The organism is Chryseobacterium amylolyticum (assembly GCF_051011775.1).
Classification (GTDB): Bacteria; Bacteroidota; Bacteroidia; order Flavobacteriales; family Weeksellaceae; genus Chryseobacterium.
In genome coordinates this window covers 551904-566711 of record NZ_JBPCHX010000002.1, presented here as the reverse complement: position 1 = coordinate 566711, position 14808 = coordinate 551904, and the positions used below count along the sequence as shown (strand labels likewise).

Genomic DNA, 14808 nt, shown 5'->3' with positions numbered 1-14808 from the left:
TCTTGTTATAACCCTGCAATGCGTCTTAATGGTTTAAATATTGGCTTCACAGGTAAATCCTGTATATTTGCATCACAATGAAACATCTGAACAGTATATTACGTCTTCCGTTCTTCAGTGAATATTACATCCGGACTATCGTTCGGGAAGACTTTCTATATCTGTAATCCAATAAAATAATCTAACGTATATATAGAGCCCGGACAGTACCTGTCCGGGCTTTTCATTTTAAAACTATTCAACATGATTCATCCATTACAAGAAAATGTGGCCATCATCCTTCCGGAAAACGGCCTCGAAGAAAAGCTTAATCAGGCAAAAAAAGAAAACAGAAAACTTTCTGTCAAGCTGGGATTTGATCCTACCGCTCCGGATCTTCATCTGGGGCATGCAGTCGTATTGAAAAAACTGAAGCAGTTTCAGGATCTGGGGCATCAGATTATTATAGTCGTTGGAAGCTTTACAGCAAGAATTGGCGATCCCACCGGAAAAAATAAAGCAAGAAAACCTTTAGGCCCTGACGATGTGCGGCATAATGCACAGACTTATATCAGTCAGCTTTCCAAGGTTATTGATGTAAAGAAAACAAAGATTGTTTTTAATTCCGACTGGCTGGATATACTTGATTTTTCAGATGTGATCCAGCTGCTTTCAAAGGTTACCGTAGCTCAGCTGATGCACCGTAATGATTTTAATAAAAGGTTTACTGAAAATACTCCTATTGCCATACATGAACTGGTGTACCCTATTCTTCAGGGCTACGATTCCGTAAAAATTGAGTGTGACATTGAAATGGGCGGCACGGACCAGCTTTTTAACTGTACAATGGGAAGACAGCTTCAGGAAGTCCACCAGATGCCTGCTCAGATTGTGATGTGCATGCCATTGCTGAGAGGGCTTGACGGAAAAGAAAAAATGAGCAAGTCCCTGAACAATATTATCGGGCTTACAGATGAACCCAATGAAATGTTTGGAAAAACCATGTCTATTCCGGATGCTTTGATTGAAGAATTTATCAGCCTGACCACCGATTTTTCCCCGCAAGAAAAAGCAGACCTCCTGTTCAGAATGACAGAGGGTGAAAATCCTATGAATATCAAAAAGATCATTGCAAAAAACATCATTGCACAATATCATAATAAAACGGCAGCAGACCAGGCGGAACAGTTCTTTATCAACCAGTTTCAGAATAAAAATTTTGAAGAGAAAGAATATGAACCCATCCCTATCAGCTCTTTGGGTATTGAAAACAAAATTTCTGTTGTGGAACTTTGTCATCAGCTTAAAAATGACCTCAGCAAATCTGCTATACGGAGATTAATTGAAAACGGAGGAGTTCAGATCAATAACAATAAAATAACAGACTCCAATAACGAATTGGGGCTGATACCCGGAACAAAAATAAAAATCGGAAAAAGAGGCTTTTTTGAGCTGATATAAAGCCGGAAGAGGGAAGCTGGGAGAGGGAAGTTTTTATCAGACGTGAAACATCTGAAGTTTTTTGATTGCATTTTTTTAAAACAAAAGTTAAATTAAAAAATGCAGGAGTTCAATACAGCACAATAACTTCCAGCTTCCTTCTCCCAGCTCCCAATCCTTGCCCTTACATTACTATTCCCTCCTTCAACTTATTTCAATATCTTGCTTTTTTGAGCATATAAAGCCGGAAGAGGGAAGCTGGCAGAGGGAAGTTTTTATCAGACGTGAAACATCTGAAGTTTTTTGATTGCATTTTTTTTAAAACAAAAGTTAAATTAAAAAATGCAGGAGTTCACTACAGCACAATAGTAACTTCCAGCTTCCTTCTCCCAGCTCCCAACCCTTGCCCTTACATTACTGTTCCCTCCTTTTCATATTTCAATATCTTGCTTTTTTGAGCTGATATAAAGCCGGAAGAGGGAAGCTGGGAGAGGGAAGTTTTTATCAGACGTGAAACATCTGAAGTTTTTTGGTTGCATCTTTTTTAAAACAAAAGTTAAATTAAAAAATGCAGGAGTTCACTACAGCACAATAGTAACTTCCAGCTTCCTTCTCCCAGCTCCCAACCCTTGCCCTTACATTACTGTTCCCTCCTTCAACTTATTTCAATATCTTGCATTAAAATAGAAACACTAATCTTTGACTATGAGTCCAGACCTGCATTACAAAAAAGCCGATGAAGCTGATATTGATTTTCTTCTCAATCTCAGAATGAAAACCATGAATCCTCATTATGAAGCTTCCGGGCTTTCTACGGACAGGGAAACAACCCTTCAAAGAGTTCTTCATGAGTTTGATAAAGCCCATATTATTCTTTTAGACAACCAACCCATCGGGCTGTTAAAAGTAAGCAGAACCTTTACCAATATTGAGGTTCTTCAACTTCAGATTGATCCCGGCCAACAGGGTAAAGGACTTGGAAAAAAGATTCTGTCGGATATTCTGTCGGAAGCCTCATTAGCAGGAAAGACAGTATCATTAAGCGTCCTAAAAACCAATAAGGCTCAGCATCTCTATACAAGTCTGGGATTTAAAATCGTAGGAGAAGATGAGCATTCTTATTTTATGGAAACTGAAAGGCAGTAAATTGAAGTGTTTAGATTTTGATCAAAATGAGCATAAAAAAGTCCAATCAAAAAATTGGACCTTGTATAATGTAAACAGCTATGTTGAACTTAATTTTCAAAGCTTTTATCTGCAACAGCCGTATTTCTTGCTTTTGCCAGCATAGGAATTGAAATCAAACCCATTACCAGCATAATAACAATCTGCAGCGGCAAAGAAATAAAGGAATAAGTAAGCCCCATTTCACCTCCGAAGTCAGCGCTTTTACCCACTGAAATAAAAAGTGCCATGAAACCGTATTTCATTGCAAGATTATAAGCACCGATTCCTCCGCTTGCAGGGATAATCATTCCCAATGTTCCCACTACAATGATAAAGAAGCCGTCCGCAAAGGTAAATCCGGAGGTTTCAGGAAGGGCAAAACAGACAAGATAAGCCGCCAGATAGTAGCAAATCCAGATTCCCAATGTATAAAGGATAAATTTTCCTTTTTCTTTTAGCTTGAAAATAGAAGTTAATCCCTGAAAAATCCCATCAATAAAGCTGACAACTTTTCCTAAAAACGGGATTCCTGAAAGTTTCTTTTTAAATACAAAAAACAAGACTGTTCCTACAATCAGAATTGACAGAACCAGTATTATTTTGTTAGGATTCATTGTTATTCCTGAGTTTTTATAGAATGACAGGATTGCATCATATTTAAACAATAAAGTCAGTCCTAAAAATCCCAGCATACAAACAAGATCTACCACCCTTTCCAGAATAATAGTTCCGAAAGATTTATCTACAGGCACTTTTTCCACACCATATAAAGCTGTAGCTCTAGCTACTTCCCCGCTTCTCGGAATGGTAAGATTCATCAGATAACCGAATGATATGGACCAAAGCGCATTGGAATTCGATATGCGATGTCCCATAGGCTCCAGCATAAGGTTCCAGCGAATAGCCCTAAACCAATAAGCAAGAAGTCCAAATACGGAAGCAAACAGTACCCAAAGGTAATTGGCTTTTGCCAGTGATTTCTGAATAACTTTAAAATCCAGCCCTCTTAAGGCGAGCCATAAAAAAAAGCCTGCAAAAGCAAGCGATATTACTATTGTAAATATTGATTTTACCGGACTTTTTGATGTTTTCTCCATGTATTACGTAAGAAGGTTTGTTTTTTCATCCGGGAAAACAATTTTCGGCTGGAAGTCTTTTGCTTCTTCCGGGGTCATCTGTGCATAAGCAATGATAATAATGATATCATCTTTCTGTACTTTTCTTGCAGCAGGCCCGTTCAGACATACTTCCCCCGATTTTCTTTTCCCTTTGATAACGTAAGTATCAAAACGTTCTCCGTTGTTTACATTCACGATATAGACCCTTTCTCCCACTACCAGGCCGGCAGCTTCTATAAGATCTTCATCTATCGTTATACTCCCTATATAATTAAGGTCAGAGGCAGTTACTCTCACCCTATGAATCTTAGACTTGAAAACTTCTATTAACATGTTGCAAATTTATTAATAAAAATTAATAAAACATGTCATTACTATCATTTAAAAACTCCCACAAACACAGGGGTTTAATTTTACAAAATATAAGAAATATGAAAATTGCTTATAAATTTAATAATCATATGGTCAAAAAAATTAATTGTTTACACCCAATTTAGGATTTAATAAATAGAGGAAATAATATTAACTTTTTGCTAAAGTCAATAAACATAAGCATTTGGCATGATTTTAGTAACCCGTAACGTAGATTTTCTGTGAAAAGTGGAATTATCATATTTTAACTGATTTTACTTAAACGTAAAAAAATTACACAAGTTTTAATAAAAAAATTGCACAATTAGAAAATAGTACTATATTTGCTATAATTACGAACTAACTTTAATATTAAAAATTATGAACAAGTCTGAATTAATCGACGCAATCGCAAAAGATGCAGGTATCACTAAAGTTGCAGCTAAAGCTGCTTTAGAATCTTTCATTGGTAACGTAACTACAACATTAAAGAAAAAAGACGGAAAAGTTTCTTTAGTAGGTTTCGGTACTTTCTCAGTAGCTGAGAGAGCAGCAAGACAAGGTATTAACCCTGCAACTAAAAAACCGATCAAGATCGCTGCTAAAAAAGTTGCTAAATTCAAGGCTGGAGCTGATTTATCAAATGCAGTTTCAGGTGCTAAGAAAAAATAATCATTCAGATTACAAAAAATTCAGGGCTGTTTCTAGGAAACAGCCTTTTTTATTTCTATAATCAGGAATTTAAACCGTTAAGCTTTTTTAAGCGTTTAAGATTATTAAGTTTTGGCTAAAGCCTCCCCACTACGTACAATAATAAGCGGGCTAAAGCCCGCTTCTATTGATAATCCATTCATGAATTTCATCATATTGTTTAACAGATAATATTGAAAAAGACAAAATAGAAACGGGCTTTAGCCCGTTTTAAAATAAACATTAATTCCAATGGCTTCAGCCAAAACTTAAAACGACAACAATCTCCACTTATCCACATCAAAACCTGTAGAATATTACGTTTTGACTAAAGTCTTACATCATGTTTATAAAAATAAGCGGGTTAAAACCCGCTTCTATTGATAGAACTTCCAGTTTCTAACTTCTGATTTCTGTTATGGAGCCAATCTTGAAATTTTCCAGTCCAGATCTTCCAGCTGGTAAATGATCCTGTCATGAAGACGGTTGGGCCTTCCCTGCCAGAATTCAATTTCATAAGGTCTTGCCAGATATCCGCCCCAGTGGGCCGGCCGTGGAACTTCAGTGTTTTCGAATTCTTTTTCCAGCTCTTTTAATTTATCTTCCAGAACCTCTCTGTTGGGAATAACCTGGCTCTGCGGGGAAACAACAGCTCCTAACTGGCTTCCTTTCGGTCTTGAATGAAAATAACCATCACTTAAATTTTCGGCTACCTTCTCCAGATCTGCTTTGATAATGATCTGACGTTCCAGATGAGGCCAGAAAAAATGCAGGCATGCTTTATGATTGTTTTCTATTGCTTTTCCTTTTCTGCTGTTATAATTGGTATAAAAAATAAACCCTTCATGGGTATATGCTTTCAGAAGAACCATTCTTGTTCTCGGACACCCATCTTCTTCCACTGTAGAAACCGCCATAGCATTAGCTTCTGAGATCACCGGGCTCTCATTGGCCTCCAAAAACCAGTCCCTGAACTGTTCAATTGGATTTTGTTTGATCTCACTTTCAATAAGTTGGGATTTCTCGTACACTTTTCTTTTGTCGTGCAGGTTTTCCATAGATATTTTTTATTAAATTTGAGTATGAATCACTCATACAAAGGTAAAATTTTAATCTCGACACCTGACATCTCCGGCGATATTTTTTCAAGATCGGTAGTATTGGTTATTGAACACAATGAAAGTGGTGCATTTGGTTTGATATTGAATAAAAAGAACAGCCAGATGAGTAGCAAATTCAAAGATTTTTTTGACTTTAAAATTGAGGTATATGACGGAGGGCCTGTAGAAAACGATAAAGTTTTTTTTATTGTAAAAGGCAAAAGAGTTACTGAGATCTATACTGATATTACCGATGAATACTATCTTACAGAAGATATTGAGCGTATCATCAATGCTGTTTTAAGCAGCGAACTGAATATTGAACATATCAAAATATTTTCGGGGTATTCCGGATGGTCTCCTAACCAGCTGGACACAGAAGTTCAAAGGAAAATGTGGACGGTAGTTGACGTTTATAACCTTGACTATACGCTTCCCAACGATCAGACACTCTGGAAATCTATTATGCAGAATCTTGGAGGAGAATTCCTTCTCTGGGCCAATTCTCCTGAAGACATTTCATTAAACTAAAACCGTATATTTTTGTATCAATCTGATAATTAACAAACTTTAAGATTCTTTTAACCAATTTTAAAGGAAGTTTTTCCGTTCTTTGAAAAACTAAAATCACTGATATGAAAGGTATTACATTACTTGCTTTATCAATATTTTCTACAGCTTTTTTATCATTTACCCCTATCAACAAAAAATACATTGTCATTGATGCCGGTCATGGCGGAAATGATTTTGGGGCTACTTATGGTGAAATCCTGGAAAAAAATATTTCGCTAAGTGTTGCTAAAGAAATCCAGAAGATCAATGAAAGCCAGGATAAGTACGAAGTCATTCTGACCAGAGATTCCGATAGTTTCCCTACTCTTGCCGAGAGAACAGATCAGATCAATAAACTGAACCCTGAAATGGTTATTTCCCTTCACGTTAACAGCTCACCTCAACAAGAGAGAACTGACAACGGATTTGAAGTGTATGTTCAGAATTCTGATGTTTCAAAGGAACTGGCCGGAAAAATTTACAAAAAATTCAATGCCCGCAAAATTGAAGAGCGCAATCTTCACATATTAAGAGAAACCAAAGCACCTGCTGTATTGGTTGAGCTTGGTTTTATTAATAATTCTGATAACAGGAATTATATTACCAGTGAAAAGGGGCAAAAAGAAATCGCACAGAAATTTGTTGAGATCATCAACGAATATTAAATAAAAAGAAACAATTTCTGATTACTCAGAATAAAACCCGGTAAAGGACTTCTGGAACTTTGTTGTTTACCGGGTTTGTCAATTTTTTACTGATTAAAACTTTTCTTCCAGCTTTCTACCAATTCTGAGAAACGGGAGGTTTCAAAAGTTTTATTTCTTATTTTACCTACAGAAAACATACCTTTCTCGTCAGAAATCATTAAAATTTCTTCAGCTTTCTGAGATTCAAATGCAATAATCTCGTGTTCCTGGATATCTGCAAGGTTATTCTTATGCAAAAAAGTAACAAAATTTTCCATCAAAGGAGAAATGTACGATCCTTCGGTCTGCTTTGGAACTTTGATCACATCACCTTCTAAAAAAAGAAGATTTCCGGCTGTGGTACGTGCAATTCTTTTGTTTGGGTTCAGAAGAATCACGTCGTCAAGATCGTTTTCCTGGGCATAAATTGCTCCGTAAATGTTTTCCGGACAGTGAGTCCGGATATTACTCAAAAGGTTGTTATTAACATTAATTTCCTTGATCAGATCTAGTTCCAGAGGTCTTTGATGTACTGCCAGCACATCAGCCATCACAGTAACCTCGTAAAAATAGGAAACAGAAGATTTCGCCAAAGTCACTCCGTCATTATTTCTGAACACCTGGAAGTTGATAATCCCGTTAGCTATTCCTTTACCTTCAATAATATCTTTCTGAAAAAGCGTCTGGAAAAACTCCAGCGTGTAAGTCAAAGGAATATTCATTCTCATCTTTCTCATGGAAGCCATCAGGAAAAAATAGCATTCTTCGTCCATGATCAATCCACCATTTCTTACAAAGAAAGAAACCTTCACTGAGTCTCCCCAAAGAAAAGCCCTGTTCTTTAGATTTAATTCGTCTGATGTAAAATATTGATTTTCCAATTTTTAATGTGATTTATTTACAAAAAAATAATGAACGATAAATCGTTCATCAGTTTTATCATTTAATAGAGCCCAGCATTATGCTGCCCCTAATTTTATCCTGAGGTTTTCAATAAGATTTTCCCAATACATTGCGTTTTCGTCTTCATCACCATCTTCACAGAAGTCTGTAATATTAAGAGACAGATCTTCTGTAATATCATCTATCACGATAGTCATTTCAAAGAAGTTTTTAGTTCCTTCATCTTCTTCCCATCTGAAACGCACGAAACCTTCAGGCTTATATCTGATCAAAGTGGCCTTCTCAGCAGGTCCTCCGCCCCAGCTAAAAAAGAAATCATCGCCTTTCTCTGTTACCTCATCCGCAAACCATTCAGACAATCCCTCTGCAGTCGCCAGATATTCGTATAAAATCTCTGATAAACAGTGCATTGGAAATTCGTAATGGACTTTATGTTTCGCCATATAATCTTTGTTTTATCGTCCCGCAATATATAAATTAATTTTTTTATTACGCAAAAAAACAATTACTTTTTTATAGAATCAGCATGATATTTATCAGAGGTTTTACATCTTTATTTTGGCAGATTTCAAGCCTTAAAAAATGCCATGCAGAACATAAAAAATCTCTCCTTTCCGGAGAGATTTTATCTTTAATTTTCATTCAGTATGTCAAGAATAATCTGGCATCCTTCTTTGATTTCATCCATAGATAATGTAAGAGGCGGAGAGATTCTCAGGTATTCATTTCTGTACAGCTGCCAGAAAACAATAAGTCCTCTTTCCATGCATTTTTTGGCTACTTCCAGAGTATATTCAGGAGTTCCGAGATTGACAGCCAGCATCAAACCTTTACCGTTGATATTTTTGATTTTCGGATGAACCAAAAGTTCTCTGAACAGTTTTTCTTTTTCATCCACTTCATTCATAAGCCCGCTATCCAGAACTTCTTTTAACGTTGCATAGCTTGCTGCTGCAATCAGAGGATTTCCACCAAAGGTAGTAATATGCCCAAGCTTTGGTGAATGTGAAAGCGTTTCCATAATTTCTCTGGAACTCATAAAAGCGCCTACAGGAACTCCTCCTCCCATTCCTTTTCCCATTACGAGAATATCCGGAACAATTCCAAAGTGCTCGAAAGAGAACAGTTTTCCGGTTCTTCCGAATCCGGGTTGTATTTCATCCAGAATCAACAGCGCTCCTACTTCTTCACATCTTCTTTTTAATCTGATGAGATAATCCTGAGAAGGAACCAGAAATCCTGCTGCTCCCTGGATTGTTTCCAGGATTACACATGCGGTTTTCTCTGTGATTTTATCAAGATCTTCTACGTTATTAAATTCAATAAAAGAAACCATCGGCAGCAAAGGACGGAATTCTCTTTTATGGGTTTCATTTCCTGAAACACTTAAAGCACCATGGGTATTTCCATGATAGGAGTTTTTAAAGGAAACGATTTCTTCTCTCCCTGTATATCTTTTTGCCAACTTCAAACTTCCGTCAATAGCTTCTGCTCCGCTGTTTACAAGGTACGTTACCTCCAAAGGATCAGGAGTAGCTTCAGCAAGCAATCTGCATAATGCTACGGGCTTTTCCTGTGCATATTCACCATACACCATGACGTGAAGATATTTATCGGTCTGCTCTTTAATGGCATCTACAATTTTAGGATGTGAATGCCCCAGTGTATTGGCAGAAACTCCCGCCACAAAGTCAAGATATTTCTTTCCGTCTGTACCATAAATATAGCTTCCTACCGCTTTCTCCACCTCAAAACCTGCTGCAAATTTTGTGGTTTGTGCCTGATATATAAAAAAATCTTTTTGCATTTCCAGAAATATTTTATGAAAGTCTAAATCAGTGATCTTCTTTAGAATCTTTTTTTATTTTTATTTTAGATGTATTGTTGTAATCAAAATCAGAAAGTTCATCAAGTTCAGTCTTAATTTTCTGTTTCCAATCCTCAAGTTTTTGAGCGTTAAGCCCGTAATTGGTTTCACTGTCTAATAAACCCTGAGCTTTTACATATTCAGCTGTCAGACTGTTAAACATTTCATTGGCATAAGCAAAACCCTTCCAAATAGTATTTTTATGGATAAGAAGATCTTTACGCATTCTTCGGGCATACACTTCAGCCAAATCAAAGTTGACTTGCTGATACTCGATCATTGCAGGAATATTGCTGGCATCTGGGTTTAGTGATGAAGCATTACTGGAAAATTTGTTGAGAATCTTCCTGTTAAAATTATTACTTAATGCGTTATAGCCCCTTAACTGATATGAAAAACTAATTGCTGATTTGATTGAGATATTCTCATTGTGAGTAATTAATTTATAATCTTCTTTCCGCAATTTTCTTTCTTTACTCCATACAAATTCATCCGGTTGTAAATCTTGTGAAAAAAACATCAATGGAAAAAATAATAACAACAACAGTATTTTTTTCATAACTATTATTTTCTTGTTCGCTTAGGCTTTTTAGCTTCTTCTTTAGCTTTTTCGTCATCAATCGCTTTCTGAGCTTTATCGAAGAGCTCGTTATCAGCAGTATATTGTATTTCTTCGTTGTTCGGGCTGTCTACAAGGATATCCTGCCATTTTCTGATCCTGTCTCTGGTATTCCAGTTAAAGTCCGGGAATTTCCTTTTTGAAGGTTCTATCATACTCATCGGATAGGTATCTGAAGCCGCTCCGATACTGCATGAAATAATCTGTAAAGCTCTTTCTTCAAATAATGCTCCGATAATTCCGCAGGTAGAAAGTGTAATTCCTATCCTTTCCGGCTTTTTGGTTTCCTGATCGGTATCATCCACATATACGATAGATTGGGCGTTTCCGACTACTCTTGCTTCTTTAATCGCATTCTTTTCATAGTATACCGTCATGAATTTTCCTTTCACCTGGTTGAACTCATCTTTCAGATTCAGGGAATCTACTTTACTGATGGCAAAAGCATTTCCGATAACTTTTAAAGAATCAATATCTTCTGTCTGGGTATTAAAATAAGCTTCTACTTTATCACCGGTCACCTGTTTTTCACCACTCCAAAGAATAGGGTTGGTATACATGTGCATAATTCCGTCTGTTTCATTGAAAGCGATAGAGTCTGCTCTTCCCTGGGCATTGGATTTATAAATACGGGCTTTTTTAAAGGCTCTCAGGTAGCTTTTCTTAACTTTGATATCAAGAGAATCTGGTCTTTGGTAAGAGATGATTTTTTCTGCAGCAAAATAGATGGAGTCTTTTTCCATTACTTTTACAGCATAAGGACTTTTCGTCATCATTGCAGAGTCTTTCTTCTCGAAAATCTCTCCGTATCCCCCTTTTATATATCTTTTTTCTTTAGGATCATCAAGTGTCACATTTCCCGTTGCTTTACCAAATCCTGAAATCTGGTTATAATACATGTCGTCACCGGTAAGAATTTTCTCGTTATAAAATATTCTGGAGTTTTTCGTTAAATAAGCCTCCTTGGTATCCATTTTATAAGTACCTTTTTCAGTGTAGATCCTGTTTCTTGGATTCGTCTTGCTGGTAATGGTTGTCGGACCGATGAAATCAGCAATCTTTGTATTCTGATTCTGCTTGATATTGGGTCCGTCTATGATATACTGAGGGGTTTCGATTTTTACATTTCCGGTAAGGTCTACTACCCTTGTATTAAGAAAATAGGTTCCTACTTTGGCATAGGTCACATTCTGTCCGTCCGAGATCGTTCCTCCTGTATTAAAATAAGCCTGATTAGCCAGCCTGTCGTAATACAGAATATCTGTTTTAATGGTTTGCTTGGGATCGGTAAGGACCACATTTTTTCTGGCAACACCTTTCTGGGTATTGGCATCATATTCCATTTCTCCTGCTGTAATTACAGATCCGTCTGTATTTTGAAGCCTTGTATTGCCTATTGCTTTGACGAAGTTCTCTTCATTGTACAGAACTACTTCATCAGCCGTAAGAATAGAGCCCTGGTGTTCAATCTGAACATTACCTGTAAAATATTGATTCCCGTCGTATTTTTCAGGGTTTTTCTTGATCTCGTCCGCATGGATGATCTTTACTTTATCTTCAGGTCTCACCTGTTTAGGCTGAGTGGGTGAAGGAGCCTGCAAATAGGGATCTCTCTTCACAGGGGTTTTATCCTGCGCAAAGTTTAGCGTAGAAATAAAGAGTAACAGAAAAAGTACTATTCTCATTAATTAGTCATTCTTAGTGCCATAAAAATATAGCGAATGAGAATCAATTTTTACGCCAAATGCTTCTTCAATGGCTTCTTTGATTCCTTGAATTCTTGGGTCGCAGAATTCAATAATTTCTTCAATTTCTTTATCTGAGTCTTTTTTGTAGATCACCAGGTGGTCATGCTGCTTGTCAAAATAAGACTTCTCATAAGATGAAGAGGTCAATGTCTTTTCTCCGAACTGATGCTTACGGATTAAGCCTGCATCAAGGAAAATTTCAATAGTGTTGTAAATCGTTGCTTTGGAAACATGATATTTTTTCTGCATCATGAGAAGATACAGATCATCAACATTAAAGTGATGATCCATATTATAAATCTCTTCCAATATCGTATATCTTTCAGGAGTGTTTCTGAACCCTTTTTCCAATAAGTAGTTTCTCAAAACATCCTTGATCAAAGCTATATTTTTTTCTTTTTGTACTGTATCCATTAAAAAAATTATCTACAAATTTATTGAATTTTATTTAAATAGATAGTATACTTAAATACCAGAGGATTAAGAGTTGTGACGGAAATACCCTGATTGCTCGATCTTATTATCATAAACTGTAAGCTCTGTGATAGGTGCAGATTCCACTTCAACGTTATGCGAAGATACTCCCCAGGCTTTAAAGTCATCACTTCCTATGTATTTCACAAAGTTGTAAATATTAAGCGTAATCTTCTGTTTAACAGTTAAAAGTATATCGTTGATATAGGTGTTATCTATGATCACATATTTAAGATCCGGCGGTATATCATGAGCTCTTAAAGAAGGATGGCTGCTTCTTGAAGGAATGGTTCCGTCTGCCATCAGATCTTTAAGGACCATATTGAAATAATCGTTGATTCTTCGGTCTACTTTAAATCCTAAAAGGAAGTTGATTTTATATACTGTTCCCGGAAGAATTTCATCTACGGTATATCTGAAAGTATAAGGATCTTCCTGGTTCACGATGCTCAGGATGAAATAATGATCTGCCCTTTTAGGTTGTTTTTTGATGATGGAATAAATAATTTTGGATTCCACCTCATCATTTCTTTTTGCTCTGCTCAGGTAAGCCAGATTGGTAGCATATTTCGGAATGGTTTCATCCAGTTTCATGTCTTTAAGAATAGACACGTATTTTTCTATTTTCACAAACTGGATAAATCTTGTTTTGATCAGTCGTCCGTTATACCATGCATACATAGAAACTCCGATTGAGCCTGCCAATACAACGGTAATCCATCCTCCTTCCATGAATTTGATGATGTTGGCACTGAAGAAACCTAGTTCAATAGCCATGTAAACCAATGCGAAAAACAGGATCAAAACCTTGCTCACTCTGTGCTTCAATAACCAGAATACCAGCAGAACTGTTGTCATTAGCATTGTTACTGTAATGGAAAGTCCGTAAGCCGCTTCCATTTTTCCTGATTCCTTGAAATGCAGGACGACAATGATACACAGGATAAGAAGTCCCCAGTTGATTCTCGGAATATACATCTGTCCTTTTACTCCGGAAGGATAATCAATTTTCTGATTCGGCCAAAGGTTAAGGGACATTGCTTCTGAGAATATGGTGAAAGAACCTGTAATCAATGCCTGGCTGGCAATAATTGCTGCGGCTGTTGCTAAGATTACACCCGGGATAATCATCCATTCCTGCATGATTCCAAAGAACGGGTTTACCACAGAGAATCCAGGTTTGTTATAATTGGTCAGCAGCCACGCTCCCTGCCCCAGGTAGTTCAGAATAAGCATGATCTTAACAAATGCCCAGCTCACTCTGATATTTTTAGCACCACAGTGTCCCAAGTCGGAATACAATGCTTCCGCCCCGGTTGTACAAAGGAAAACAGCTCCAAGAATTACAATTGCACTCGGAGAGTTCACGATAAGCTTATAGGCATAGTAAGGGTTGAAAGATCTTAAAATCTCAAAATTTTCACTCAAATGCATAACTCCCAGACCGCCTAATACCAGGAACCAAACCACCATCACCGGACCGAAAAACTTTCCGATAAAGCTGGTTCCGAACTGCTGTACTACAAAAATGGCAATCAGAATTCCGATAGTGATAGGAACAACGGGAGTGTGGGGATTATAAATCTCAAGACCTTCGATAGCTGACATTACCGTCAGTGATGGGGTAATGACTCCGTCTGCAATAAGTGCGGCAGCACCAATAATTGCAATGAGGTATAACCATCCTTTTTTAAGGTTCCTTACCAGTGAAAACAAAGCGAGAATACCCCCTTCACCTTTATTATCCGCTCTCAAAGCAATGATCACATATTTGATTGTGGTCTGCAGGGTTAGGGTCCAGATAATACATGAAAGAGCTCCTTCTATGTATTCATTGAAAGGCATATTGCTCCCCTGGGATCTCGCGTTCACAATTGCTTTCATTACGTAAAGCGGAGAGGTACCAATATCTCCAAAAACAATTCCCAGAGACACTAAAACTCCAATAAAGGAAAGTCTTTTTATGTCGAAGTGGTAGCCATCTTCTGTAACTTCTGCCATATCAGCTTAATTTATTTTAAAGGCGCAAATTTATACTAATTTTATGACGTCAAGAATTTTTCTTCATGAATATAATAAATGAAAAAACTTCCTTTCGGAAGTTTTTTTCTATA

Annotated in this window: 15 protein-coding genes; 5 read left to right on the top strand and 10 right to left on the bottom strand. The window is 36.9% G+C overall.

The features are described from left to right. Positions 1-243 precede the first annotated feature (243 nt). Complete coding sequence (gene tyrS, locus ACR1PO_RS07690) at positions 244-1440, top strand: tyrosine--tRNA ligase (protein WP_433986376.1); 1197 nt, start codon at positions 244-246, stop codon at positions 1438-1440. Positions 1441-2124: 684 nt separating this feature from the next. Beyond that, complete coding sequence (locus tag ACR1PO_RS07685; protein WP_332385022.1) at positions 2125-2565, top strand: GNAT family N-acetyltransferase; 441 nt, start codon at positions 2125-2127, stop codon at positions 2563-2565. A gap of 89 nt (positions 2566-2654) precedes the next feature. Here ACR1PO_RS07685 and ACR1PO_RS07680 read toward each other — a convergent pair whose 3' ends face one another. Further along, positions 2655-3683: a lysylphosphatidylglycerol synthase transmembrane domain-containing protein gene (locus tag ACR1PO_RS07680; protein ID WP_433986375.1), complete on the bottom strand. Its 1029-nt coding sequence runs from the start codon at positions 3681-3683 to the stop codon at positions 2655-2657. Positions 3684-3686: 3 nt separating this feature from the next. Beyond that, positions 3687-4037: an aspartate 1-decarboxylase gene (gene panD, locus ACR1PO_RS07675; RefSeq protein WP_002976902.1), complete on the bottom strand. Its 351-nt coding sequence runs from the start codon at positions 4035-4037 to the stop codon at positions 3687-3689. A 399-nt stretch (positions 4038-4436) separates the two neighbouring features. On the opposite strand from panD, the gene ACR1PO_RS07670 reads away from it, so the two are divergent. Beyond that, positions 4437-4727: an HU family DNA-binding protein gene (locus ACR1PO_RS07670; RefSeq protein WP_002976900.1), complete on the top strand. Its 291-nt coding sequence runs from the start codon at positions 4437-4439 to the stop codon at positions 4725-4727. A 434-nt stretch (positions 4728-5161) separates the two neighbouring features. Here ACR1PO_RS07670 and pdxH read toward each other — a convergent pair whose 3' ends face one another. Further along, on the bottom strand, positions 5162-5803 hold the full coding sequence (pdxH, locus tag ACR1PO_RS07665; RefSeq protein ID WP_433986374.1) for a pyridoxamine 5'-phosphate oxidase: 642 nt from the start codon (positions 5801-5803) through the stop codon (positions 5162-5164). A 24-nt stretch (positions 5804-5827) separates the two neighbouring features. Between pdxH and ACR1PO_RS07660 the strand changes: the two genes are divergently transcribed. Next, positions 5828-6376, top strand: coding sequence for a YqgE/AlgH family protein (locus ACR1PO_RS07660; RefSeq protein ID WP_374465677.1), 549 nt, complete (start codon positions 5828-5830; stop codon positions 6374-6376). A gap of 104 nt (positions 6377-6480) precedes the next feature. Further along, a complete protein-coding gene (locus tag ACR1PO_RS07655) occupies positions 6481-7062 on the top strand; it encodes an N-acetylmuramoyl-L-alanine amidase family protein (protein WP_433986373.1) in 582 nt (193 codons plus the stop codon). Positions 7063-7148: 86 nt separating this feature from the next. On the opposite strand, the gene ACR1PO_RS07650 is transcribed toward ACR1PO_RS07655, so the two are convergent. The 7 genes from ACR1PO_RS07650 to ACR1PO_RS07620 all read right to left on the bottom strand — a co-directional run bounded on the left by ACR1PO_RS07650 (position 7149) and on the right by ACR1PO_RS07620 (position 14695). Further along, on the bottom strand, positions 7149-7964 hold the full coding sequence (locus ACR1PO_RS07650) for an aminotransferase class IV (protein WP_433986372.1): 816 nt from the start codon (positions 7962-7964) through the stop codon (positions 7149-7151). Between the two features lie 78 nt (positions 7965-8042). Further along, positions 8043-8429 carry an START-like domain-containing protein gene (locus tag ACR1PO_RS07645; protein ID WP_002976884.1) on the bottom strand — a complete coding sequence of 129 codons (387 nt, stop codon included), beginning with the start codon at positions 8427-8429 and terminating at the stop codon, positions 8043-8045. A 188-nt stretch (positions 8430-8617) separates the two neighbouring features. Further along, positions 8618-9793 (bottom strand): aspartate aminotransferase family protein, encoded by a 1176-nt coding sequence (locus ACR1PO_RS07640; protein WP_332385019.1) that lies wholly within the window; start codon positions 9791-9793, stop codon positions 8618-8620. Between the two features lie 28 nt (positions 9794-9821). Then, positions 9822-10412 (bottom strand): hypothetical protein, encoded by a 591-nt coding sequence (locus ACR1PO_RS07635; protein WP_433986371.1) that lies wholly within the window; start codon positions 10410-10412, stop codon positions 9822-9824. A gap of 5 nt (positions 10413-10417) precedes the next feature. Beyond that, positions 10418-12157 carry an OstA-like protein gene (locus ACR1PO_RS07630; protein ID WP_433986370.1) on the bottom strand — a complete coding sequence of 580 codons (1740 nt, stop codon included), beginning with the start codon at positions 12155-12157 and terminating at the stop codon, positions 10418-10420. Between the two features lie 3 nt (positions 12158-12160). Continuing rightward, complete coding sequence (locus ACR1PO_RS07625; RefSeq protein WP_027374694.1) at positions 12161-12634, bottom strand: Fur family transcriptional regulator; 474 nt, start codon at positions 12632-12634, stop codon at positions 12161-12163. A gap of 66 nt (positions 12635-12700) precedes the next feature. Beyond that, positions 12701-14695, bottom strand: a complete 1995-nt coding sequence (locus ACR1PO_RS07620) for a KUP/HAK/KT family potassium transporter (protein WP_002976874.1) — start codon at positions 14693-14695, stop codon at positions 12701-12703. Between the last annotated feature and the right edge of the window lie 113 nt (positions 14696-14808).